This is a genomic window from Streptomyces sp. Tue6028, assembly GCF_002300165.1.
GTDB classification, from domain to species: Bacteria; Actinomycetota; Actinomycetes; order Streptomycetales; family Streptomycetaceae; genus Streptomyces; species Streptomyces siamensis.
The window spans coordinates 78625-102605 of the sequence record NZ_MLCE01000036.1 but is presented as its reverse complement, the minus strand read 5'-3'; the positions used below and the strand labels follow the sequence as shown (position 1 = coordinate 102605).

Genomic DNA, 23981 nt, shown 5'->3' with positions numbered 1-23981 from the left:
ACCGACAACCCCATGGCGCACCGGACACGCGCGGCAGGTCCGGCTCGGTCCAGGTCCGGGTCGCGGGCCAGGTCCGGGTCGGTCCCGGTCAGTCCCGGTCAGGGACGATGAACTCGCACCACACGCACTTGCCGCCGCCGCGGGCCTCCACACCCCACACGTCGGTGAGGAGGTCGACGAGGAGGAGACCGCGGCCGGAGACCCCGGACTCGCCGGCTTCCCGGCGGCGCGGCAGGGCGCTGGACGCGTCCTCCACCTCGGCGCGCAGCCGGCGGTCGGACCCGGTGAGCACGCGCAGGGTGACGATCGCCGAGCCTTCGGTGTGCATGAGGGCGTTGGTGATCAGTTCGTCGGCGACCAGCTCGATCTCGTCGGCGCGCTCGCCCGCGCCCCAGGCACGGACCGCGGCGCGGATCATGTGGCGCGCCTCGGAGAGGGCCTCGGGGTCGCCGGGGACGACGTGCTGCTGGAGCCGTCCGCCCGACCGCTGGTCGGTGAGGCCGCGACGGCGCAGGAGGAGCAGCGCCACGTCGTCGTCGCCGCCGCGGTCCTCCGCCACGTCGATCAGCCGGTCGGCGAGCTCGCGGACGTCGTCCGGGCCCGAGCAGATGAGCTCGCGCAGGGTGTGCATCCCGTCGTCTAGGTCGGTGCCGGGCTGCTCGACGAGGCCGTCGGTGCACAGCAGGAGGGTGTGTCCGGGGTCGAGCTCGATGCTGGTGACCGGGTATTCCAGCCGCCCGAACTCGGCGGACAGGCCGAGCGGCAGGCCTCCTTCGACGCTCACCCTGCGGCAGGTGCCCTCGGTGTGCCGGACCAGCGGGTCGATGTGGCCGGCCCGGACCAGCTGGACCACCCCCGTGGAGAGGTCCGCCTCGGCGTACAGGCAGGTCGCGAAGCGGTCGGTGTCGAGCTCGTGCAGGAAGACCGAGGCGCGGGCCATCACGGTGGCCGGGGTGTGGCCCTCGGCGGCGTAGGCGCGCAGCACGATGCGCAGCTGGCCCATGACGGCGGCGGCGTGCGTGTCGTGGCCCTGGACGTCGCCGATGACGGCGCCGACGCGTCCGCCGGGCAGCGGGATCAGGTCGTACCAGTCGCCTCCGATGTCCCGTCCGAGGGAGGCGGAGCGGTAGCGGACGGCGACGTCGGCGCCGGGGACGCTGGGGATGGAGCGCGGCAGCATCGCCTGCTGGAGGCCCTGCGCGAGGTCCTTCTCCTGCTCGTAGAACATGGCGCGCTGGAGGCTCTGCGCGATGCTGCTGCCGAGCGCGACGAGGACGTTGCGGTCCTCGGCCGAGAAGCCGTACCGGTCGTTGTAGAGCAGGCCCATCGCCCCGATCGGGCGGGCCTGGGCGATGAGCGGCAGATACGCGGCCGACGTGATCTCGAGATCGGTGATGTGCGGCCACAGCAGCGGGTAGGACTCGGCGAAGTCCTCGGGCGACTCGATGAAACGCGGGGCGAGGGTCCGTACGACCTCGCTCATCGGGTACTGCTCGTCGATGCGGGTGACCAGGGTGCCGGGGACGAAGCTGCCCGCGGGCCCTTCGGCGACCAGCCGGATGCGGCCCGCCTCCACCAGCCCCATGACCAGGCTCGTCGCACCGAGGTGGGTGAGGCCGTGGGAGTCCTTGAGTACGTCGATGACGTCCTGGACGGTACGGGCGTGGGCGAGCGCGGCGGTGGTGATCTGCACGACGCTGGTCTGCTGCCGGCGGGCCTCGTCCTCGGCGGCCTGCTCACGGCGTGCCGCGCTCTCGCTCAGCTCCTCGGTGGCGTCGCGCACGATGCCGATGATCCGGCGTGGCCGTCCGGTCTCGTCGCGGCGGATGTAGCCCTGGGTGTGCGTCCAGCGCAGGGAGCCGTCGCGGCAGCGGATGCGGAAGTAGGCGCCGTAGTTCTCGCTGCCGTCCTTGAGGGCCTGGGACACCATGGTGTCGAGGCGGTACGACTCGGTGGCGGGCACGCGCACGGACAGGGTGACAGGGTTGCCGTCGTATTCGCCCGGGCGCATGTCGAAGACCGCGTGGGCCTGGGCGTCCATGTGCATCAGACCCGTGTCCAGGTCCCAGTCGAAGCTGCCCATGCGGTTGAGCGCCAGGATCGGATCCGGGTGGGCGGGCCAGTCGTCCGGGAGTGACAGGGCGCTCGCTCCCCGATGAACCATGGGGCCACCTTGCCAGGGTTTGTCCGATTGTTCGACTTCTGGGGAGCCCGTTTCCGGGCTCCCCGGGCCGAGCGGACGGTCAGCTGCCGAACACGTCCGTCGCCGCGTCGAAGATCGTGTCCGTGTCGGCGGACTCCTCGGGGACGAGCCCACCGCCGTCGGGGACGTCGGGATCCTCGGGCACCGTGTCGGGGCCCATGTCCTCGTCCGGGGTGCCCGGGTCGCTCGGCGGGGCGGGCGGTACCGCGGACGCGGACCGTCCGGGTGCGGTGCTCCTGTCCGGCGGGCTCTGCGCGGTCCCGGATTCCGTCGCCGACGCCGTGGCCGTGGGGCACGCGGCCGACGGGGCCGCCCGGTCCCCGGCCGAGGGGGTGCCCGTCGGGGTGCCGGACCGTGTGGGACCGGACCTGGCGGCGTCCGCCGCGGCCAGATCGGAACCGCTGTCCGAGCCGGGGGGAGCCGTCCCTGGGGGCCGGCCCGGGACGGTGCCCGTCGGCCGCGACGGCACGGGGGCGGCCGCGGTCGGCGTGCCACAGTCCGGACCGGTGCCCCGCCCGTTCGGGTCGGCCCCTGGGGCCGAGTCGTGCGGACCGGGCGACGACCGGTCGGGGCGCTCCGTCGCGGCCGAACCGTCCGGCGCCGGTACGACGTGGTCGTGGCGATGGCCGTCGTGCCCCGTCGGGCGCTCGATCCACTGGTGGTCGTCGACGTCGACGATCGTGAGGTCGGTGATCACCGTGGGCGCCGGGGCGACCTCGACGATCTGGGACTGCCGATATCCCGACCAGGGCGTGCCGCGGATGCCCGACCCGCTCCCGCGCGCGGCCGGCGTGCCGATCGGGTTGCCGCAGGCGCAGCGGACCCGGGGTACGCCCCGGTCGTCGACGAGGACGGCGGTGCCGGTCTGCAGAACGGACTGGAAACTGGTCGCCCGTCCGTCGCTGAACCCGTGGTTGGTGACCCGGGTGTCGGCGCGCAGCACGACCGAGGTCAGCCCGCGCAGGTAGCCCGGGATCGACGACCGGGAGATGCCCGAGACCCCGGCGAAGGCGCGCGCCTTGCTCCGGTCGGCGGCGAGGAAGCGGATCTCCTTCTCCACGTCGCAGCTCCCGGTGTTCCGGGTGCCGCCGTACAGGCCCGGCAGGGAGCCCGGTACGACGAGCGTGCTCCGCGGGTCGAAGGCGCCGCCGCTCGCCGCCGGTTGCGGCGTTCGGGTGACATCCGGATCCGCCCTGCCGGCGGTTGCGGTGGAGTCGGTGAAGGGGTCGGGCCCCTGGGCCGCGACGGGCTGGAGGTAGACGTCCTCGCCGGACGCGGCGCCGGACGCGCTGGCCTGGTCGCTGTCGCCGCCGCAGCCGGCGACGAGGAGTGCCGCCGCGAGCGTGCAGGCCGTGACGAGGGCCCTGGTGGGTATGTGCACCACGTTCTCCCGTTCATCCCGGGCAATTCGACCACCATTGTCTGCGTCACCCGCTCGGGTCACGCAAGCCGAAGCGGTCACCCAGCGTCACAATGGAAGGGAGAGGAGGGCTCATCGTGGAGTGGTTCGTCGCCCCCGAGTACTGGTGGAGCCGGCTGGTCTTCCAGCGGGCGCTGGCCGTCGTGTACCTGATGGCCTTCCTGGGCGCGGCGCTGCAGTTCCGTGCGCTGCTCGGGGAGCGCGGGATGCTGCCGGTCCCGCGCTTCGTGGACCGGGTGCCGTTCCGTGCCGCGCCGAGCGTGTTCCATCTGCGCTACTCGGACCGCTTCTTCGCGCTCTGGTCCTGGACGGGCTGCGCGGTGTCGGTGGCACTGATCGCGGGGGCCGACTCGCTGCTGCCGCTGTGGGGCGGGATGCTGTTGTGGCTCGTCCCGTGGGCGCTGTACCTGTCGATCGTCAACGTCGGCCAGACGTGGTACTCGTTCGGGTGGGAGTCCCTGCTGCTCGAAGTGGGCTTCCTCGCCGTCTTCCTCGGCAACGACGAGGTGGCTCCGCCGATCGTCGTGCTGTTCCTGCTGCGGTGGGTGCTGTTCCGCGTGGAGTTCGGCGCGGGGATGATCAAAATGCGGGGGGACGCGTGCTGGCGGAAGCTGACGTGCCTGTACTACCACCACGAGACCCAGCCGATGCCGGGCCCGCTGAGCTGGTTCTTCCACCACCTCCCCAAGGCGTTCCACCGGATCGAGGTGGCCGCCAACCACTTCACCCAACTCGTCGTCCCGGTGCTCCTCTTCACGCCGCAGCCGATCGCCGGCGCGGCCGCCTCGCTGATGATCCTCACCCAGCTGTGGCTGGTGCTGTCCGGGAACTTCGCGTGGCTGAACTGGACGACCATCGTGGTGGCCCTGTCGGCGGTCCGGTTCCCCGGCACGGCCCCGCGCGTCGCCGGGCCACCGCTCTGGTACGAGGTCGTCGTGCTCGCCGTGGCCGCGGGTCTGCTCGCGCTCAGTTACCGGCCGGCCCGCAATCTGCTCTCCCGGCGCCAGGTCATGAACCGCTCCTTCGACCCGCTCCATCTGGTCAACACCTACGGGGCGTTCGGCAGTGTCAGCCGGGTGCGTCACGAGGTGGTCGTCGAGGGCACCGCGGACGATCTGCCGCGTGAGCACTCGCGGTGGCGGGAGTACGAGTTCAAGGGCAAGCCGGGCGATCCCCGCCACTGGCCGCGCCAGTTCGCGCCCTACCATCTGCGGCTGGACTGGCTGATGTGGTTCGCGGCGCTGTCGCCCGCGTACGCCGGCGCCTGGTTCGCGGGTCTGGTGGAGCGGCTGCTGGAGAACGACCGGGACACCCTGCGCCTGCTGCGCCGCTCGCCGTTCCCCGCCGACGCGCCGCCCCGCTACGTCCGCGCCCGTCTCTACCGCTACCGGTACACGACATGGCGCGAACTGCGGGAGACCGGCGCCTGCTGGCACCGCACGTACGTGCGCGACTTCCTGCCTCCGACGCGCCTGGAGACGGCCGCCGAGCGCCGCCGCGTCCCGTACTGACGGCCCTCCGAGCACAAAGGTGGTCCGCCCCTCGCGCGCGGGAGCCGGTCCCGGTGGACGGCGGGCGCGTCAGACGCCGTAGACGCGCGTGGCGGTGCCGGAGAGGACGGCCTCGGTCTCCTCGCCGTCGAGGCCGGACAGCAGCTCCCGTGTGGCGTCGACGACCCGACCGTAGGTCGCCGCCAGGGTGCACACGGGCCAGTCGGAGCCGAACATCAGGCGGGCGGGGCCGAAGGCGTCCAGGACCGTGTCCGCGTAGGGGCGCAGGTCCTCGACCGTCCAGTCGGCCGGGTCCGCCTCGGTGACCAGTCCGGAGAGCTTGCAGACCGTGTTGGGCAGGGCGGCCAGCGTGCGGACGGACGCGGCCCAGGGCTCCAGGACGCCCTGGGCGATCGGCGGCTTGCCCGCGTGGTCGAGCACGAAGGTCAGTCCGGGGTGGTCGGCGGCCGCCGCGGCGCACGCGGGCAGCTGGTGCGGGAGCACGACCAGGTCGTAGACGAGTCCCGCCGCGGCGACGGCGGCGAGTCCTCGGCGGGCGTCCGGGCGCAGCAGCCACTGCGGGTCGGACTCGCCCTGGACCTGGTGACGGATGCCCTTCAGGTACCCGCCGCCCGGCAGCTCGCGCAGGCGGGCCAGCTCCTCGGCGACGTCGGGGCGGGTCAGATCCGTCCAGCCGACGACCCCCGCCACCAGTGCGCTCTCCCGCGCGAGGGCCAGGAACTCCGGGGTCTCCCCGGCCACGGTGACCGTCTGGACGAGGACGGTCCGGTCGACGCCGACGGCGCGCGCCTCGGGCTCAAGGTCGGACATCCCGAAGTCCCGGCGCAGTGGCTGGAGTCCGGGCCCGGTGATCCAGTCCTGGTCGCGGACGGACAGGTCCCACACGTGGTGGTGGGCGTCGACGGTCACGGCAGCTCCCACACCACGGGCAGTCCCGCGTCGGAGCCCGCGCCGGAGTAGTCGTGGACGACGTCGAGGAGTTCGGCCATGCGGGCCTGCCAGGCGATGTTGACCGGCAGCTTCTCCAGCTCGGCCAGCATGCGCCCGTAGTCCTCGCACTCCAGGACGTGGAACAGGTCGGTGCCGCTGCGCCAGATCGTCCAGGAGGTGGCTCCGGCGGCGCGGATCGCGGCGGTCAGTTCCTCGGGGACCTCGCGGTGGGCGGCCTCGTACGCGGCGACCCGGTCGGCGCGGACCTTCGTGTGCAGGGCGACTCTCATGACGGCTCCGGTACGGGTACGGGGGCGCCCGCGGGCAGCAGGCCTTCCACACGCAGTTCGTGCCAGAAGCCGGCAGGCACCTTCGTGGTGAACTGTGCGACGCAGTCGCGGACTTCGTACGCGGAGCGGCAGCCGACCAGGACGCTCGCGACCGCCGGATGGGCGGCCGGGAACGTCAGGGCGGCGGCCCGCAGCGTGGTGCCGTGCCGTTCGGCGACGGACTTGAGCCGCAGGGCGCGCTCCAGGACCTCCGCGGGTGCCGCGGAGTAGTCGTAGGTCGCTCCCGGACGCGGGTCGGCCAGCAGACCGGAGTTGAAGACGCCGCCGACGACGACGGAGGTGCCGCGCTGTTCGGCCGCGGGCAACAGGTCGGCGAGGGCGCCGTGTTCGAGGAGGGTGTAGCGGCCCGCGCACAGCACCACGTCGACGTCCGTGTCGCGGACGAAGCGGGTGAGCATCGCGGTCTGGTTCATGCCCGCGCCGATCGCGCCGACCACGCCCTGCGCGCGCAGGTCCTCCAGGGCGGGATAGCCCTCGCGGAAGGCCTGCTCGGCGTGGTCGTCGGGATCGTGCAGGTAGACGACGTCGACCCGGTCGAGTCCGAGGCGTTCGAGGCTGGCGTCCAGGCTCCGCCGTACTCCGTCGGCGCTGAAGTCCCAGACGCGGCGGTGGGTGGCGGGGACGGCGAAGCCGTGGGCGAGGTCGTCGCCGCCCTCGTCGGTCGGCTCCAGGACGCGGCCCACCTTGGTGGACAGGGTGTACGCGGCGCGCGGCCGGTCGCGCAGGGCCGCGCCCAGGCGCCGTTCGGAGAGGCCGATGCCGTAGTGCGGCGCGGTGTCGAAGGAGCGGATGCCGTACTCCCAGGCGGCGTCGACGGCCTGGTACGCCTGCTCCTCGGCGACCTCGGTGTAGAGGCCGCCGATGGCCGCCCCGCCGAAGGACAGCGCACCGATCTCGACCCCGCTGCCTCCCAGCGCGCTCACTGACCCACCGGCCGCAGTCGCAGGCCCTGCATGCCCCCGTCGACGGCGAGCGCGGTGCCGGTGGTGGCACCGGACAGGGGGCTCGCCAAGTAGGCGATGGCGCCGGCGACTTCGGAGGCCGTCACGAGTCGGCCGGTGGGCTGGCGGGCCTCCAGCGCGGCGCGTTCGGCGGCCGGGTCCGCGGCGGCGTCCAGCAGCCGGCCGACCCAGGGCGTGTCCACGGTGCCGGGGTTCACGCAGTTGACCCGGATGCCTTCACGGACGTGGTCGGCGGCCATGGCGAGGGTGAGGGAGAGGACGGCGCCCTTGGTGGCGGAGTACAGGGCGCGCCGGGGCAGGCCCGCGGTGGCGGCGATGGAGCAGGTGTTCACGACGGCCGCGTGCGCGGACCGCCGGAGCAGGGGCAGCGCGGCGCGGGTGGTGCGCACGATGCCGAGGACGTTGACGTCGAGGACGCGGTGCCACTCGGCGTCGTCGTTGTCCTCGACCGTGCCCTGGGCGCCGATGCCCGCGTTGTTGACGAGGACGTCGAGGCCGCCGAGGGCTTGGGCGGCAGCGGCCACGGCGGCGCGGACGGAGGCGTCGTCGGTGACGTCGGCGCGGTGGCCGAGCAGCGGCCCCTCGACCGATGACGGGTCCAGGTCGAGCACGGCGACCCGGGCGCCGCGGGCGGCGAGCAGGTCCGCGGTGGCCCGCCCGATGCCGGACGCACCGCCGGTCACCAGCGCCTTGAGCCCGTCGAAGTCCTGTGCGTCCGTCATGCGGCCGCCCCCTTCCGGTCGGTCCGTGACTGCTGCGCGAGGTCGGCTGCCCAGAAGGTACCGCCGGGGTAGGTGAATTCCGCGATGGACTCGGGCCGCATGGTGGCCGAGAAGCCGGGTGACGACGGTGCCGTGTAGTGGCCGTCGCGGATCACCACGGGGTCGACGAAGTGGTCGTGGAGGTGGTCGACGTACTCGATCACCCGGTCGTCGGTGGTGCCGGACAGCGCCACGAAGTCGAACATCGAGAGGTGCTGGACCAGTTCGCACAGTCCGACCCCGCCGGCGTGCGGGCACACCGGCACGCCGAACTTGGCGGCGAGCAGCAGGATGGCCAGGTTCTCGTTGACCCCGCCGACGCGGGCCGCGTCGATCTGGAGGACGTCGATGGCGCCGGCCTGGAGGAGCTGCTTGAACACGATGCGGTTCTGGACGTGTTCGCCGGTGGCGACCTTCACGGGTGTCACGGCCTTGCGGACGGCCGCGTGCCCGAGAACGTCGTCCGGGCTGGTCGGCTCCTCGATCCAGTAGGGCTGGAACTCGCCGAGCGCGTTGGTCCAGGCGATCGCCTCGTCGACGTTCCACCGCTGATTGGCGTCGATGGCGATCCTGATGCCGGGGCCGACCACGGACCGGGCGACCCGGCAGCGGCGCAGGTCGTCGTCGAGGTCCGCGCCCACCTTGAGTTTGATCTGGCGGAACCCGGCCGTGACGGCCTCGGCCGCGAGCCGGGTGAGCTTCTCGTCGTCGTAGCCGAGCCAGCCGGGCGAGGTGGTGTACGCGGGGAAGCCGCGCTCCAGGAGGACGGCCCGGCGCTGCTCGGCCCCCTCCTTCCCGCGGCGCAGCAGGTCCAGTGCCTCCTGCGGGGTGAGCGCGTCGGTGATGTAGCGGAAGTCCACCTGGCCGACCAGCCATTCGGGGTCGGCGTCGGCGAGCAGCCGCCACAGCGGCTTGCGGGCGCGTTTGGCGGCGAGGTCCCAGACGGCGTTGAGGACGGCGCCGATCGCCATGTGCATCACGCCCTTCTCGGGTCCCAGCCAGCGCAGCTGGCTGTCTCCGATCAGGTCCCGGCCGAGCGATCCCGGGTCCGCGCACAGCTCGTCGACGGACCGGCCGATCACATGTCCGCGCAGCGCGTCGATCGCGGCGACCTGGACGTCGTTGCCCCGCCCGATGGTGAAGGTGAATCCGTGCCCCTCGGGAAGGCCGGCGTCGTCGGTGCGCAGTACGACGTAGGCCGCCGAGTAGTCGGGGTCCGGGTTCATCGCGTCGGAGCCGTCGAGCTCACGCGAGGTGGGGAAACGGATGTCGTAGGTGTCGACCGCGTTGATACGGGCGGCAGTTGGGGACACAGGAGGCCTTTCGGTCCGGGACGGGGGCGTACGGAGGGCCCGTACGGAGTCGACGGGGGTCAGTCCTGGGCGCGGCCCGTCGTCACGCGGGCGATCATGAGGGCGACCAGGATGATCCCGCCGTAGATGGCCTGGATCCAGAAGGACGGCACCTGGGCGAGCGTGAGCAGGTTCTGCACGACGCCGAGCAGCAGGACGCCGGTCAGGGCGCCGAACATGGTGCCCTTGCCGCCGTCCAGGCTGATGCCGCCGATGACCGCCGCCGCGAACACGGTGAAGATCATGTTGTTGCCCTGGTTGGCGCTGATCGCCCCGACGTAGCCGGTCTGCATGATCCCGCCGACCGAGGCGAGGACTCCCGCGACGACGAACACGCCGAGCATGACGCGCTCGACGCGGATGCCGGCCGCGCGGGCGGCGTCCGCGTTGCCGCCGATCGCGTACAGGGCGCGGCCGACACGGTGGTACTTGAGGACCAGGCCCGCGACACCGAAGGCGACGGCGGCCAGCCACACGGACATCGGGACGCGCAGGAAGGTGGTGGTGGCCAGCGAGAAAAACGCGTCGGGCATGCCGAACAGCGTCTTGCCCTTGGTCGCGCCGACCAGCAGCCCGCGCAGGATGATCAGCATGGCGAGGGTCACGATGAAGGCGTTGAGCTTGAATTTCACGACGAGGATGCCGTTGAAGGCGCCGATGGCCGCGCCCACCAGGAGGATCGCGAGAAGGGCGAGCGCCGCGGGGAGTTCGGTGCCCCAGCCGGACTGGGCCGCGGGCAGGACGAGCAGCGCGCCGACTGCGGGCGCGATGCCGACGACGGACTCCAGCGACAGGTCGAACTTGCCGGTGATGAGCACGAGGGACTCGGCGAGCACGACCATGGCGAGGGCCGCCGACGCGCCGAGGATCGAGATGAGGTTGCGCTCGGTGAGGAAGGAGTCGTTGACGAACGCTCCGAGCACCATGAGCAGCAACAGGGCTGGTACGAGGGCGAGTTCGCGGGCGCGGCGGAGCAGCATCGTCTTGGCGGCACGCGGGTCCGGGGCCCGGAGGGGGGTGAGCGGCGGGGCCTTGGTGTCAGCCATGGTCCACTCCTTCGATGGAGGCGATGAGCTCGTGGTCGTGCCAGCCGGCGGGGTGCTCGGCGACGACGCGGCCGTGGAAAAGGACGAGGACGCGGTCGCAGCGGCGCAGATCGTCGAGTTCGTCGGAGACGACGAGCACGGCCGTGCCGTCCTCCCGGGCGCTGTCCATGCGTGACAGCAGGGACTCCTTGGACTTCACGTCGACGCCCGCGGTGGGGTTGATGAGGACGAGCAGACGCGGGTCCGTGGCGAGGGCGCGGGCCATCACGACCTTCTGCGCGTTGCCTCCGGAGAGGTCGGAGACGGGCTGCTCCGGGCCCTCGGTGTGGATGTCGAGGCGCTCGATGAGGTCGGCGGCGAAGGTGCGCCTGCGGTCGGTGCCGATGAATCCGTGGCGTCCGAGCCGTCCGAGGACGGTCATGGTGGTGTTGTCGCCGACGTTCATGGAGGAGACGAGCCCCTGGTCGTGGCGGTCGCGCGGCACGCAGCCGACGCCCGCCCGCAGCGCGGCCTGGACGTCGCCGAACGGCAGGCGCTCGCCGTCCAGCCGCGCGGTTCCGCCGGTCGGGGTGTGCAGTCCGGCGAGGGACTCGGCGAGCTCGATCTTGCCGCTGCCGCTGGAGCCGGCTAGGCCGAGGACCTCGCCGCGGCGGACGGTGAGGTCGATGTCCTCGTAGGCGCCCGAGGTGAGGCCCTCGACGTCGAGGATCACCGGCGCGTCCGCGGCCACCGTCCGGTCCGCGACCCGGCGTTCGGCGATCGACTCGCCCGCCATGGCCTCCACCAGGGCCGGGCGCGGGAGTTCGGCGACCGGCGCGGTGGTGATCCAGCGGGCGTCGCGCAGGACCGTGACCGTCTGGCACACCTCGTACACCTCCTGGAGGTGGTGCGAGATGAACAGGAAGGTCACCCCCGACTCCTGGAGCGCCCGCATCCGGGTGAACAGCCGGTCGATCTCCCGGTTGTCGAGCTGGGCGGTCGGTTCGTCGAGCACGATGAACCGGGCGCCAAAGCTCAACGCCCGTGCGATCTCGACCATTTGACGGTCCTCGACCTTGAGGTCGGCGGTCCGCGCGTCCGGGTCGACGTGCACGTCCCAGGTGTCGAGGACCTCGGCCGCCTCGGTCTTCAGCCGGCGCCAGCTGATGAGACCTCCCCTGCCGGTCGGCTGCCGGTTGATGAAGAGGTTCTCGGCGACCGTCAGTTCGGGGACGACGGTGGGCCGCTGATAGACGCATGCCACCTTGCGGCGCCAGGCGTCCCGGTCGGCGAGGGCGGGCGCGGGCTCACCGTCGAAGTGGACGGTGCCCTCGTCGGCGGCCTGGAGTCCGGTGAGCACGGTGACCAGGGTGGACTTGCCCGCGCCGTTGCGGCCGACGAGGGCGTGCGACTCACCGGGAAGGACGGTGAGCCGGCCGTCTTGGAGTGCGACGGTGGGTCCGTACCGCTTGACGATCCCCCGCGCCTCGACCAGTGGTGTACTCATTTGACCGTGTTGCCCCACAGCTTGGGGTCGTCGACGTTGTCCTTGGTCACCAGCGGGGCGGGCAGCTGGTCCTCCAGGATGCCGCTGGGCAGCTTGACGATCTCCGAGTCGTGGTCCGTCGGGCCCGGCTGGAACGTCTTCCCCTGCATCGCCGCCTTGATGTAGTACATGCCGTACTTGGCGTAGGCGTCGGCGGGCTGGGAGACGGTGGCGTCGATCTGGCCCTTGCGGATGGCGTCGAACTCCTGCGGGATGCCGTCGTTGGAGACGATCGTGATGTGGCCCGCCTCGCCCGCCTTCTTCAGCATCCCCTTGGACTTGAGGGTCTGCAGGGTCGGCGCGAGGTAGACGCCGCCGGCCTGCATGTAGATGCCCTTGATGTCGGGGTTGGCGTTGAGCAGGGTGTCCAGCTTGGAGGCCGCGGTGTCCGACTCCCACTTGGCGGGGATCTCCAGGACCTTCAGTTTCGGGTAGTTCTTCTTGACGCAGCTGCGGAACGCCTCGGAGCGGTCGCGGCCGTTCACGGAGGCGAGGTCGCCCATGATCTGCACGACCTTGCCGGACCCGACCTGCTTGCCGAGGTACTCGCAGGCCTTCTCCCCGTACGCGACGTTGTCGGCGCGTACGACCATGGCGACCTTGCCCTTGTCAGGTGCCACGTCCACGGCGACCACCGGGACGCCCTTGCGTTCGGCCTGGTCGAGTCCGGCGGCGATCGCGGCACTGTCCAGGGGGGCCACGACGAGGCCCTTCACGCCCTGGTTCAGCTGGTTGTTGATGTCGGTGATCTGCTGCGAGGGATCGCTGTTGGAGTTGACGGTCTTGAGCGCGTCCACGTCCTCGGACTTCGCCATCTTGGGGACGTAGTCGTTGTACGACTGCCAGAACGGCGAGGTCAGCAGGGGCAGGATCACCCCGACCTTGCCGGTGCCGTCGCCTCCTCCTCCTCCGCCCGAGGCGGCGGTGTCCTTGGTACTGCCGCATGCCGCGAGCACGAGGGTCGCGCAGGTTGCCGCGAGCGCCGCACGTGCCGCTCGCGACGGGGTTCGCCTGTTCCGCACAGTTCTGCCGGCCATCTGACGGCTCCTCATCGAGCGTGATCGAGCAGGATGCGTGGCCGGAGGTCCCTCTTCCAGCCGGGACGAATATTTATCAGACCACTTCGGGGTCACAACACCCTCCGTCGCCAGATTTTCACGGTTTCCAGCCGTAGTGGTCGGACCACATGGCTGGTTAGACTGCGGCGCACCCGGCAACAGGAGGATGTGGCGTGGACGAGACCCTGGCCAAGGAGACGGAGTCGGCCGAGTCGCCCCCGCAGAAGGGCACCGTGACGCAGCGCGCCATCGAGCGGATCAAGGCGATGATCGGCGAGGGCCGCCTCGAACCGGGCCAGCGGCTGCCGACCGAGCGGGACCTCGCGGCGCAGCTCGGCATCTCACGCAGCTCCATGCGCGAGGCGATCCGGGCGCTCACCGTCCTCGGTGTCCTGGAGGCACGGCACGGCTCGGGCATCTACGTCACGCAGCTGGAGGCCGGGGACCTGCTGGAGACCTTCGGCGTGGTGGCCGATCTGTCCCGGGGGCCGCGGCTGGTCGAACTCCTGGAAGTCCGCCGCATCCTGGAGTCGACGGCGACCGCTCTCGCCGCGGCCCGCATCACGCCGGACCAGCTCGCCGAGGTGGAGGAGCATCTGGCGGCGATGAACGCGACGGACGACCCTGAGGAGATCATCGCCCACGACCTCGCGTTCCACCGTGCCATCGCGATGGCCGCGGGCAACGAGACGATGGCGGCGATCCTGGAAGGTCTGTCCTCCCGCACCTTCCGGGCCCGTGTCTGGCGCGGCTACCAGGAGGAGGGCGCGTTCGAGCGGACCCGGCGCGAACACGCGGCGATCCACCGCGCCCTGGTGGCCCACGACCCGGAGGCGGCCCGGGCGGCGGCGGCCGCCCACGTGGGCGAGGTCGAGGAGTGGCTGCGCAGCCAACTCGCCACGTAGCGAGCCCTGTTCGCCGCCCGGGAGCTCTCCCGGAGGCTCGCGCCTCCGTGCGCTCCGGGCCGGGACGCCCTGCTCGAACCCCGCAGCCCGCGCATCCGCCGACCACGGACCGAGGTGCCCGCTGCGGCGGACCGAGGTGCCCGCTGTGACCGCGCACGTCCGCCCCTCGGGACCGGGATGCCCGCCCAGCGCCCCGCACCTCGGCCCGACCCGGACTTGATCCGGACCTGATCCGGACGTGATCCGGCCACGGATCCCCCATCAGGGACGTACGGGGAGGGCCCGCCGCAGCCGTGTCACGGTGCGGCGGCCCCCCCCCGTCACGTCAGGGCGTCGCCGTCACGTCAGAGCGTCCCCGTCCCCGCTCAGGCGCGCCGCAGCCTGAGCGTCACCAGCTCGAAGGGGCGCAGCGGGACGGTGATCCGGTCGCCGTCGCGGCCCGGTTCCGTCGCGTCGGCCAGCGGCCGCTCCAGAAGGTCGGTGACCGTGACGGTCGCGACCTCGAAGCCCGGGGTGAGCGTGGCCCGGGTGCGACCGCCGCGCGATTCGTGGAAGCGGACGACGACGTCGCCCGTCCCGTCGTCGGCCAGCTTGACGGCGGTCACGACGACCGCGTCCTGCTCGACGCTCACCAGCGGCGCGACCTCGTGCGCGCCGCTCACCCGCCGCTCCGGCAGGTTGATCCGCCAGCCCTCGCGCACCGCGTCGCCGATCCCGGCGCCCGGCACGAGGGCGTGCCGGAAGCGGTGCACGCCCTGGTCGGTCTCGGGGTCGGGGAAGCGCGGGGCCCGCAGCAGCGAGACACGCACCGTGGTGGTCGTGCCCCCGTCGGTGTCGCGCACGGTCCGGGTGACGTCGTGGCCGTACGTGGAGTCGTTCACCAGGGCGACGCCCCAGCCGGGCTCCTCGATGTGCACGAACCGGTGGTTGCACGCCTCGAACTTGGCGGCCTCCCACGAGGTGTTGGTGTGCGTGGGCCGGTGGAAGTGCCCGAACTGGGTCTCGGACGCGTACCGTTCGGCGTGCACGTCGAGCGGGAAGGCGAGCTTCAGGAACTTCTCCGTCTCGTGCCAGTCGACCTCGGTGTCGATGCCGAGGCGGGGCTCGCCGGCCGCGAGCGAGAGCACCTGGGTGACCCGCGACGCGCCGAAGGACCGTACGATCCGGACGGACACGCCGTCCTCACCGGGCGTGATCTCGTCCGTGCCGACCAGGTCGGTGACCGTGTTGCGGTAGAACTCGTCGACGTCCCAGGCGTCCCACATGTTCGGGAAGTCGGGGTGCAGCTGGAGGAGGTTCGCGGCGGTTCCGGGCGCGATCGTCTCGCGGTCGGCGGTGAGGTCGTACGCGGAGACGACGAGTCCCCGGCCGTCGATCTCGACGCGCAGCAGGCCGTTGTCCAGGACGTAGCCGCCCTGGACGCGCGGGGCGAGCGCGGCGACACCCTCGATCCGCGGCGTACGGGCGCCACCCGCGGGGACCCCGTCCCGGCCGTGCGGGGCGGAGTTGAACACCAGGTCGGTCGCGCCCTCACCGGCGAGGGCGCGCTGGGCGACGTCGATGATGCCGTCCAGCTCCTCGGCGACGCGGCGGTAGGTGGCGCGCGCCTCCCGGTGCACCCAGGCGATGGACGACCCCGGCAGGATGTCGTGGAACTGGTGGAGCAGCACCGTCTTCCAGATCCGGTCCAGCGCCTCGTACGGGTAGGGCAGCCCGGTCCGTACGGCCGCGGTCGCCGCCCACAGCTCGGCCTCCCGCAGCAGGTGTTCGCTGCGCCGGTTGCCCTGCTTGGTGCCGGCCTGGCTGGTGAGCGTGGCGCGGTGCAGTTCGAGGTACAACTCACCGACCCACACGGGGGCGTTGGGGTACTCGGCGGCGGCCTTGGTGAAGAACTCCCCGGGCGTCTCCCACACCACGGTGGCGGAGCCTTCGAGGTCACGCAGCCGGGCCGCCTTGGCGACCATCTCGCGCGTGGTGCCACCGCCCCCGTCGCCCCAGCCGGTGGGCGCGAGGGAGTGCCGGGCCACGCCCTTGTCCTTGAAGTTGGCCGCCGCGTGGGCGATCTCGCTGCCCTTCATGGAGCAGTTGTAGGTGTCGACGGGCGGGAAGTGCGTGAAGATGCGGGTGCCGTCGATGCCCTCCCACTGGAAGGTGTGGTGCGGGAACTTGTTGGTCTGCGACCAGGAGATCTTCTGTGTGAGCAGCCACTTGGAGCCGGCCGCCTTGATGATCTGCGGGAGACCGGCGGCGAAGCCGAAGGTGTCGGGCAGCCAGGCCTCGTCGTTCTCGACGCCGAACTCGTCGAGGAAGAACCGCTTGCCGTGCACGAACTGACGGGCCATCGCCTCCGAACCGGGCATGTTCGTGTCGGACTCGACCCACATGCCGCCGGCGGGTACGAAACGCCCGTCGGCCACGGCCTTCTTGACCCGGGCCCACACCTCGGGCCGGTGTTCCTTCACCCAGGCCCACTGCTGGGCCTGGGACATGGCGAAGACGAAGTCCGGCTCGTCCTCCAGCAGCGCGGTCATGTTGGAGGTCGTCCGGGCGACCTTGCGGACGGTCTCGCGCAGCGGCCACAGCCAGGCGGAGTCGATGTGCGCGTGCCCGACGGCGCTGATGCGGTGGGCGGAGGGCGCGGCAGGCGTGGACAGCACGTCGCTCAGCCGCTCGCGTGCCGCGGCCGCCGTGCCGCCGACGTCCTGGAGGTCGAGCGCGTCCAGGGCCCGCTCCACGGCGCGCAGGAGGTCCCAGCGCCGGGCGGACTCCAGGGGCAGTTCGGCCATCAGCTCGCCGAGGACCTCCAGGTCGACGACGAGCTGCCAGACGGTCTCGTCGAAGACCGCGAGGTCCATGCGCTCCAGACGGTACTGCGGTTCGCTGCCGGCCGTCTCCTTGTCGCCGAGCTGGGTGGGCAGGAAGGGGTGGTAGTCGAGGATGACCGGGTTGGAGGCGGCCTCGACGTGCAGCCGGACCTCCTCCCCGCCCTCGACGGGCGCGCCGATGCGTACCCACTGGTTGCGCGGGTTCAGGCCCTTCACGGGAGTGCCGTCGGGCCGGTAGACGAGTCCCTCGCACTGGAAGCCGGGCATGTTCTCGTCGAAGCCGAGGTCCAGCAGCGCCTCGACGGTCCGGCCGGCCCACGCCCGGGGGACGGTCCCGGTGACGCGGAACCAGCTGGTGCCCCACGGAGCACCCCAGCGCGCGCCCGCCTCGATCGGCTCCACGCTCGCCGCGATTCCCTCGGCGACCGGTACCGGCTCTCCCGGCGCGTGCCACACGGCCACGTCCAGCGGTACGGACTCGGGGTACACGGCGGGACGTATGCGCTCGTCCAGGACGCGCTTGAGGCGGGCTTCGACCAGGGTGCGGTCGTCATGCATGAGAGTGCTCCGTGAGGTGAGGGTGCGGGCTACCAGGTGTGGGTGGTCGTGGCTGCGGTGGAGACGGTGAACAGCTCCCCCACCGCGCGCAGTTCGAACCGCGCGGCCGTCTCGCCCTGTTCGGGTGCGAGACCGCCGACGTGGAACGCGCGCTGACAGGTGCCGCCGAGGAAGCGGCGCGTGCCGTCGGGGAGGATCCGGTACAGCTCGTAGTGGCGTACGGGTCCGGGGGCGCCCTGCCAGGCGAGGCGCAGGCTGCCTCCGTCGGCGTCGGTGACGCGCAGGCCGGCCGGTGCGGCGGGGGTCACCGGCGCGTCCCGGACGGCGAGGGCGCCGAGGCGCCAGCGGACCGCTCCGCCGCCGGTCATCCGGACCCCGAGCGCCCGGACGGTGCCCGACAGGCCGGTGAGCCGCACGGTGGAGGTCTGCCAGCCGCCGCCGGGGGTCACCGGCAGCGGGAGATACGTGTACGGGGGCGCGCCGCCCGCGGTGCCCGGTTCCGCGGTGGCGACGGCCAGTTCCAGGGCGGGACTTCCCGCCTCCGTGCGGTGGGTCACCTCGACCACCGTGTCCGGACCGATCGGCAGCCGCGTGGCGTACAGGTCCAGCGTGGTGGGCGCGTCCGGGCTGCCGGCGACCAGGACGCTGCTGCCGCCCCGCCAGGCGTCCGCGAAGTCGAAGGTGACGGCGGGGCGGCGGCCGGTGGTCCGCACCACCCAGCGGCGGGAGGGCAGCCGGTCCTGGAGGCCCAGATGGTTCCAGGCGGAGCCCGAGGTGACCTTTCCGTCCTCGTACCACTTCAGGCCGTGGCCGGTGTTGAAGGAGGTGGCGAACGGGACGGAGGTGACGGTGGAGCGATCGGCGACGGAGACGGCCGGGGCGCGCCAGGCGGCATGGGTGTCCGGCCTGGCGGGGTCGAGCGAGGCACCGGTCCAGAACAGGTCGTCGGCGGCGTGGAAGTCGCCGGGCGTGCGGTTCGCGGGGAGGTGGTTGCGGGTCCACTCGGGCCGGTAGAAGCCGATGGAGGTGACGTGCGCCTTGTCGGCCGGCACGATGGCGTCCCAGTTCACGGACGCGGCGGTGCCGCTCGCCTCGACGTCGACGCCGGCCCACAGTTCGTAGCGGCTGCGGCCGAGTTGCTGCGCGGTCGTCCCGGAGGAGGCCAGGCTGCCGGCGGACCAGCGGAAGTCCACGAACATCGAGTCCGCGGCCTGGAAGAAGGTCTTGTTCTGGTTGTTCAGCGCGCCCTGCCAGCTCACCGAGCCGTTCAGGGTCATGGCGTCGTACCAGGTGACGCGCTGTCCCCTGGCGGCGCCGAGGGACTTCAGTTCGCGCAGGAAGCCGAGCATGCCGGTGGCCAGCGCCGTGTTCCCGCCGCCGGTCTCGGCGTTGACGAACCAGCCGTCGAAGCCGTACGCCGCGGCGACGGCGACCAGTTGCGCGGCCAGCGGGTAGCGGCCGTTCGCGTCCTTCTGCACCAGGTCGCGGGTCCACTGGAGTTGTCCGCCGTAGGCGACGGGCGGCAGGAAGACGTTGCCGAGGACGGGAACCCCGTGCCGGTGGGCCGCGTCCACGATCGGCGCGTTGGGCGCGAGGATCAGGCCCTCGCCCGAGGAGCCGCCCCAGAAGACGAGTTCGTCGATGTACGCCCAGTGGGTGAGGGCGTAGTAGTCGGCGTCGGCCGAGCCCTGCGAGGGGTTGGCCGACGTGGGCCCGAAGGAGACCAGGGACTGGATGCGTGCCTGGCCGGAGCGGGCCGTGGTGTTCGCCGGGGTCGGGGTGAAGCGCGCGGCGAGCGGCACGGACGCGGCGTTGAAGGCCAGGTCGGCGTCGCTGTCCGCGCGCCATGCCTTGAGGCTGCGCCAGGTGATTCCGTTGCCCGGGGTGCCCGACGGCAGTGAGTCGGGGTACCAGTAGGACGCGTAGGGCTGGAGGTCCCGGGCGGCGGCCGTCGCCGCGGCGCCGCGGGGCGCCGCGGTCGCCGTGCCGGACAGGCCCGGCACGAGTCCTGTCGCGGCGCCGGCCGCGGTGAGCAGAACGGTGCGTCTGCTGAGGTTCACTGTGTGCTCCGTATCGTTGGGGGACGGACTACGGTGCTTGCGGTGGTGCCACGGTCACCGCGTGACCTGGTCCGGAACGACCTGGTCCGGGGTGACGACCTCGGTGATGCCCCGCGCCGCGAGGTGTTCCGCGTCGGCGGCGCGGCCCGCGAGCACGGTGGTGGGCCTCGCCCCGTCGGCGGTCAGCCGGGCGAAGGCCTCGAAGACGGGGCCGCCGGGCGCGCAGACCGAACGGCCCGGTGTGGTGTCGACGACCAGCGCGGTGGTGCGCGGCGCGGGTGCCTCCGGGCGCTGTTCCTTGACGATCCGGGCGATGCTCTCGCCGGCGGGTTTGGTACGCCGGTCGTTGGTCAGCAGGCCGAGGCTGTACTCGAGTTCGGGGAAGTCGGCGAGGCCGCGGCTGACGTCGTGCGAGCACCACCAGGTGACGCCCCACAGTCCGGGGCAGTCGAGGGCGTGCGCGACGGTGGCCTCGGTGAAGGCCGCGGCGTGTTCGGCGGGGATCAGCGGGGCGGGCGCGCCGACCTCCTGGAGCCAGACGGGGCGGTGCGGGTCGTCGGCCCAGGCCTTGGACAGCTCGATGAGGTAGGCGGCGTGGTGCTCGGTGGCGACACCCGTACGCCCGTGGCGCTGCGCCGTGCCGTTGAACACCCACGAGTGCACGGCGGTGACCGCGCCGAGCCGTGCCGAGTGCGCGGGGGTGAACGGCTGGTCGTCCTGGTACCAGGCGGCGTCGTACGAGGCGTGCAGGTGGAGCTTGCCGGGAGCTCCGTCGGAGCAGGCGGTGAGCAGCCGGTCCAGCCAGTGGCCGGCCTGCTCGGAGGTGATCCGGTCGGGGTCGGGGTGGGGGCCGGCCGCGAACTGGTTGACCTCGTTGCCGATCGTCATCCCGATGAAGTTGGTCCGGTCCGCGAGTGCGGCGGCCAGGGTGCGCAGGTACTCCGCCTGGGCCTCGACCACGTCCGGGTCGGTGAAGATGTTCCGCCGGTGCCAGGTCTGCGTCCACGCCGGCAGGAAGTCGAAGCTCGACAGGTGTCCTTGCAGTCCGTCCACGTTGACGTCGAGTCCGCGCTCGGCCGCCGCGTCGGCGAGCGCGACGAGTTGTTCGACGGCACGCGGCCGGATCAGCGTCCGGTTGGGCTGGAAGAGGGGCCACAGCGGGAAGACCCGGATGTGGTCGAGACCGAGCGCGGCGATCGAGTCGAGATCGGCGCGTACGGAGTCGAGGTCGAAGTCGAGCCAGTGGTGGAACCACCCCTCGCTGGGGGTGTAGTTGACGCCGAAGCGCACGGCAGGGGGCATGCGGGGTCCTTGCGGAATCGGTGGTACGGGAGGTCAGCCCTTGACGGCGCCCTCGCCCACACCGCGGAAGAAGTAGCGCTGGAGGCAGGCGAAGAGGGCGATCAGGGGTGCGACGGCGATGATGGTGCCCGCGGCGACGAGCCGTTCGTCGTTGGCGAAGGTGCCGTGCAGATAGTTGAGTCCGATGGTCAGGGTGAACTTCGACGGGTCGCTGAGCACGATCAGCGGCCACAGGAAGTCGTCCCAGGCACCCATGAAGGCGAAGATCGCGACCACGGCGAGGGTGCCCTTCACCGACGGGAGCGCGATCCTGAGGAAGCGCTGCCAGGCGTTCGCGCCGTCGACGAAGGCGGCCTCCTCGATCTCGTAGGGGAGGTTGAGGAAGGCGTTGCGCATCAGCAGGACGTTCATCGCTCCGATGCAGCCGGGCAGCACGACACCGATCAGCGTGTTGTTGAGGCCCAGCTCCCGCATGGTCGTGAACTGGGCGATGATGATGCTTTCCGCCGGCACGAGCATGGCGAGGACGAAGACCAGGGTGGCGAGTCTGCGGCCGCGGTAGCGCAGCCGGGCGAGGGCGTACCCGGCGAGTGCGGAGCCCACGCAGTTGGTCACCACGTTGGCCGCCGCCACCTTCAGCGAGTTGAGGGCGTAGTCCCACACGGGGATGGTGTCGGCGACGCGCTGGTAGTTGTGCAGGGTCGGATCGCCCGGCAGGAACCGTGGCGGGGAGCTGAAGATGTCCTCGTGCGGGCCCTTGAGCGAGGTGGACAGCTGCCACAGGAACGGGCCCACGGTGAGGGCCAGGACACCGAGCAACAGCGCGTAGCGCAGGACGAGTTCCCACACCCGGATGCGCCGGCCGTGCTCGTCGCGGAGCCGGGGCGCGCGGGCCGTGGCGGGTGTCTCGGCGGGTGGTGCCTTCTCGGTGACGCTCACGTCTCCTCCTTCCGGTCGGCGCGCAGCACCAGCAGCATCAGGACGACGGTGACGAGGAAGACGACGACCGAGATGGCGGAGGCGTAGCCGACCCGGCCGGTCAGCCCGGTGCCGGTGCGCTGCACGAGCATCACGAGGGTGGTGTCCTCGCCCGCCGGGCCGCCGTCGGGTCCCGCCATCAGGTAGACCTCGGAGAACACCTTGAAGGCGGAGACCGAGGAGAGCGCGGCGACCAGCACCATGGTGGAGCGGACGGCGGGTACGGTGACGGTGAAGAAGCGGCGCACGGCGCCCGCGCCGTCCACCTGGGCGGCCTCGTGCAGTTCCCGCGGGACGTTCGCGAGCGCCGCCAGGTAAATGATCATGTAGTAGCCGAGGCCCCTCCAGACCGTGACGGCCATGGCACTCAGCAGGAGCAGCCACTGGTCGCTGAGGAAGCCGACCTTGCCGACGCCGATCGCCTCCAGCAGCGCGTTCACCAGGCCGCGTTCGTCCAGGAGCCACACCCAGATGAGGCCGACCACGACGATGGACGCGACCACCGGCGTGTAGAAGGCCGACCGGAAGAAGGTGATGCCGGGGATGTTCTTCTGGACGAGCAGGGCGAGCAGCAGCGGCAGCAGGACGAGCGCGGGGACGACCCCGAGGACGTACAGCGTGCTGTTGCGCAGCCCGGTCCAGAACATCTCGTCGTGCAGCAGCTCCCGGAAGTTGGCCAGGCCCACGTACTCGCCGGGCATCAGGGTCCGGCGGTCGGTGAAGGCGTTCACCAGGGTGGAGACGAAGGGGTAGAGGATGAAGACGCCGACGACCAGGATTCCAGGAGCTGCGAACAGCCAGGGGCTGGTGGGCAGTTGACGCCTCACCCGGGAGCCGGGCCGGGGCGCGCCGGGGCCCTGCTCGCGGGTCGCGGAGCCGGGGTGCCGCCCCCGCGCTGCGGAGCGCGGCACCCGTGCGGTACTGGAGGGACTCGCCATGCCTGATCAGCCCTGCTGCTGGAGCAGCCGGTCGGAGGCCTTGACAGCGTTGTCAAGAGCTGCCTTGGGGCTCTCCTTGCCCTGCAGCGCCTTGGCGACCTCGTTGCGCAGCGCCGTCTTCATCTGCTCGCTGAACAGGACCGGGGTGTAGTTCACCGCGTTCTTCAGGGACTTGGCGGCGGCGATGCGCACCCGCGTCTCGTCGGTCCCGTCCTCCTTGGTGAAGTAGGGGTCGTCGAGCGATCCGGCCGTGCTCGGGAAGATCGCGACCTTCTTGGCGAAGGACATCTGGTTCTGCGCGTCGGTGACGTAGTGCGCGAAGGCGACGGCGGCCGGCGTGTGCTTGGTGCGCGCGTTGACCATCACGCCCATCACGTACATGTTCACCTTGCCGGTGCTGGTGATCTGGTCCGTGATGCCGATGTTCCTGTACAGGTTCGGCGCCTGCTTCTTGAAGTTTCCGAGGTCCAGCGCGCTGCCCGGGTTCATGGCGACGGCGCCGGTGAGGAACTTCTTGCCGGACGACTCGGGGGTCGCCGTCAGGGCCTGCGGGTCGAGCGCCTTGGCGTCGTACAACTCCTTGTACTTCGTGAGGAGTTCGACGCCCTTGGCGTCGTTGAAGGCGAAGCCGGTGCCCTGCTTGTTCATGAGCTCGACGCCATAGCGGCCGAAGTCCTCGATGGTGGGCACGTTGGCGAGCGTGGCGACCTTGCCGTCGCTCTTCTTCGCCAGCTGGAGCGCCTCGGTGAAGAGTTCGTCGTACGTGGTGGGCGGCTTGGAGGCGTCGAGCCCGGCCTCCTTGAAGAGCGACTTGTTGTAGAACAGCGGCCCGGTGTTGAGGTACCAGGGGAAGGCGTACGTCCCGTTCATCCCCGGGATCTGGTGGCTCGCCCAGGCGCCGTCGAGGTACTCCTTCTTGTACTGCGCGGCGGACTTGTCGAGGTCGAGCGCGAGGCCCGCCTTGGCGAGCGGCGCGACGAGGTCGGGCGAGACGTTGACGACGTCGGGCAGGGTGCCGCCGGCCGCGTCGGCGCTGATCTTGTCGGCGTAGCCCTCCGCGGGCTGGTCGATCCACTTCACGTGGGTGCCGGGGTACTTCTTCTCGAAGTCGGCGATCACGCCTTCGAAGTACGGCTTGAAGTTGGCCCTCAGGTTCCAGGTCTGGAAGGTGATGTCGCCCTCGATCTTGCCGGAGGCGTCCGTGGAGCCGCCGGAGTCGTCCCCGGAGCCGCAGGCACTCAGCGGCAGGACGAGGGCGACGGCGGCGGCGACGAGGGCTCTGCGGGGTATGGGCACG

18 protein-coding genes are annotated in these 23981 nt (G+C 71.7%); 2 read left to right on the top strand and 16 right to left on the bottom strand.

From position 1 onward, the window contains the following. Positions 1 to 88: 88 nt before the first annotated feature. A complete protein-coding gene (locus tag BKI49_RS33230) occupies positions 89 to 2164 on the bottom strand; it encodes a SpoIIE family protein phosphatase (protein ID WP_095938013.1) in 2076 nt (691 codons plus the stop codon). Positions 2165 to 2243: 79 nt separating this feature from the next. Continuing rightward, positions 2244 to 3584, bottom strand: coding sequence for a DUF6777 domain-containing protein (locus tag BKI49_RS33225; RefSeq protein ID WP_095938141.1), 1341 nt, complete (start codon positions 3582 to 3584; stop codon positions 2244 to 2246). Between the two features lie 116 nt (positions 3585 to 3700). Here BKI49_RS33225 and BKI49_RS33220 point away from each other — a divergent pair, with 116 nt between their 5' ends. Further along, positions 3701 to 5134, top strand: coding sequence for a lipase maturation factor family protein (locus BKI49_RS33220; protein ID WP_095938012.1), 1434 nt, complete (start codon positions 3701 to 3703; stop codon positions 5132 to 5134). Between the two features lie 69 nt (positions 5135 to 5203). Here BKI49_RS33220 and BKI49_RS33215 read toward each other — a convergent pair whose 3' ends face one another. From BKI49_RS33215 to BKI49_RS33180, 8 genes are read right to left on the bottom strand one after another with little or no spacing between them, the layout of a single operon-like run. Then, positions 5204 to 6043 carry an amidohydrolase family protein gene (locus tag BKI49_RS33215; protein WP_095938011.1) on the bottom strand — a complete coding sequence of 280 codons (840 nt, stop codon included), beginning with the start codon at positions 6041 to 6043 and terminating at the stop codon, positions 5204 to 5206. After that, positions 6040 to 6354: an L-rhamnose mutarotase gene (locus BKI49_RS33210; RefSeq protein ID WP_095938010.1), complete on the bottom strand. Its 315-nt coding sequence runs from the start codon at positions 6352 to 6354 to the stop codon at positions 6040 to 6042. The genes BKI49_RS33215 and BKI49_RS33210 overlap by 4 nt, the downstream gene beginning before the upstream one ends. Further along, a complete protein-coding gene (locus BKI49_RS33205) occupies positions 6351 to 7337 on the bottom strand; it encodes an aldo/keto reductase (RefSeq protein WP_095938009.1) in 987 nt (328 codons plus the stop codon). Before BKI49_RS33205 ends, BKI49_RS33210 begins: the two co-directional genes overlap by 4 nt. Then, positions 7334 to 8098 carry an SDR family NAD(P)-dependent oxidoreductase gene (locus BKI49_RS33200; RefSeq protein ID WP_095938008.1) on the bottom strand — a complete coding sequence of 255 codons (765 nt, stop codon included), beginning with the start codon at positions 8096 to 8098 and terminating at the stop codon, positions 7334 to 7336. The genes BKI49_RS33205 and BKI49_RS33200 overlap by 4 nt, the downstream gene beginning before the upstream one ends. Continuing rightward, entirely contained in the window at positions 8095 to 9450 is a 1356-nt protein-coding gene (locus BKI49_RS33195) for an L-fuconate dehydratase (protein WP_095938007.1), read from the bottom strand. Before BKI49_RS33195 ends, BKI49_RS33200 begins: the two co-directional genes overlap by 4 nt. Positions 9451 to 9509: 59 nt before the next feature. Further along, on the bottom strand, positions 9510 to 10535 hold the full coding sequence (locus BKI49_RS33190) for an ABC transporter permease (RefSeq protein WP_095938006.1): 1026 nt from the start codon (positions 10533 to 10535) through the stop codon (positions 9510 to 9512). Further along, entirely contained in the window at positions 10528 to 12021 is a 1494-nt protein-coding gene (locus BKI49_RS33185; RefSeq protein ID WP_095938005.1) for a sugar ABC transporter ATP-binding protein, read from the bottom strand. Before BKI49_RS33185 ends, BKI49_RS33190 begins: the two co-directional genes overlap by 8 nt. Continuing rightward, positions 12018 to 13097, bottom strand: coding sequence for a sugar ABC transporter substrate-binding protein (locus BKI49_RS33180; RefSeq protein ID WP_095938004.1), 1080 nt, complete (start codon positions 13095 to 13097; stop codon positions 12018 to 12020). Before BKI49_RS33180 ends, BKI49_RS33185 begins: the two co-directional genes overlap by 4 nt. Positions 13098 to 13291: 194 nt before the next feature. Between BKI49_RS33180 and BKI49_RS33175 the strand changes: the two genes are divergently transcribed. After that, a complete protein-coding gene (locus tag BKI49_RS33175; RefSeq protein ID WP_179332662.1) occupies positions 13292 to 14023 on the top strand; it encodes a FadR/GntR family transcriptional regulator in 732 nt (243 codons plus the stop codon). A gap of 365 nt (positions 14024 to 14388) precedes the next feature. On the opposite strand, the gene BKI49_RS33170 is transcribed toward BKI49_RS33175, so the two are convergent. The 6 genes from BKI49_RS33170 to BKI49_RS33145 are packed head-to-tail and all read right to left on the bottom strand — an operon-like array spanning position 14389 to position 23980. After that, complete coding sequence (locus tag BKI49_RS33170) at positions 14389 to 17406, bottom strand: alpha-mannosidase (RefSeq protein ID WP_095938003.1); 3018 nt, start codon at positions 17404 to 17406, stop codon at positions 14389 to 14391. A gap of 29 nt (positions 17407 to 17435) precedes the next feature. After that, a complete protein-coding gene (locus BKI49_RS33165) occupies positions 17436 to 19466 on the bottom strand; it encodes an endo-beta-N-acetylglucosaminidase (RefSeq protein ID WP_095938002.1) in 2031 nt (676 codons plus the stop codon). Between the two features lie 54 nt (positions 19467 to 19520). Further along, positions 19521 to 20768: a glycoside hydrolase 5 family protein gene (locus BKI49_RS33160; protein ID WP_095938001.1), complete on the bottom strand. Its 1248-nt coding sequence runs from the start codon at positions 20766 to 20768 to the stop codon at positions 19521 to 19523. A gap of 33 nt (positions 20769 to 20801) precedes the next feature. Continuing rightward, complete coding sequence (locus tag BKI49_RS33155) at positions 20802 to 21707, bottom strand: carbohydrate ABC transporter permease (RefSeq protein ID WP_095938000.1); 906 nt, start codon at positions 21705 to 21707, stop codon at positions 20802 to 20804. After that, positions 21704 to 22684: a carbohydrate ABC transporter permease gene (locus BKI49_RS33150; RefSeq protein ID WP_345656717.1), complete on the bottom strand. Its 981-nt coding sequence runs from the start codon at positions 22682 to 22684 to the stop codon at positions 21704 to 21706. Before BKI49_RS33150 ends, BKI49_RS33155 begins: the two co-directional genes overlap by 4 nt. 6 nt (positions 22685 to 22690) lie before the next feature. Continuing rightward, the gene (locus tag BKI49_RS33145) at positions 22691 to 23980 is read right to left on the bottom strand and encodes an ABC transporter substrate-binding protein (protein WP_095937998.1); all 1290 of its coding nucleotides are present in this window, start codon (positions 23978 to 23980) and stop codon (positions 22691 to 22693) included. Position 23981: the final 1 nt, after the last annotated feature.

Coding starts and splice junctions, on each gene's coding strand:
- BKI49_RS33150 (WP_345656717.1), bottom strand. CDS start 22,684: ATGGCGAGTCCCTCCAGTACCGCACGGGTGCCGCGCTCCGCAGCGCGG.
- BKI49_RS33180 (WP_095938004.1), bottom strand. CDS start 13,097: ATGGCCGGCAGAACTGTGCGGAACAGGCGAACCCCGTCGCGAGCGGCA.
- BKI49_RS33170 (WP_095938003.1), bottom strand. CDS start 17,406: ATGCATGACGACCGCACCCTGGTCGAAGCCCGCCTCAAGCGCGTCCTG.
- BKI49_RS33230 (WP_095938013.1), bottom strand. CDS start 2,164: ATGGTTCATCGGGGAGCGAGCGCCCTGTCACTCCCGGACGACTGGCCC.
- BKI49_RS33185 (WP_095938005.1), bottom strand. CDS start 12,021: ATGAGTACACCACTGGTCGAGGCGCGGGGGATCGTCAAGCGGTACGGA.
- BKI49_RS33160 (WP_095938001.1), bottom strand. CDS start 20,768: ATGCCCCCTGCCGTGCGCTTCGGCGTCAACTACACCCCCAGCGAGGGG.
- BKI49_RS33200 (WP_095938008.1), bottom strand. CDS start 8,098: ATGACGGACGCACAGGACTTCGACGGGCTCAAGGCGCTGGTGACCGGC.
- BKI49_RS33210 (WP_095938010.1), bottom strand. CDS start 6,354: ATGAGAGTCGCCCTGCACACGAAGGTCCGCGCCGACCGGGTCGCCGCG.
- BKI49_RS33190 (WP_095938006.1), bottom strand. CDS start 10,535: ATGGCTGACACCAAGGCCCCGCCGCTCACCCCCCTCCGGGCCCCGGAC.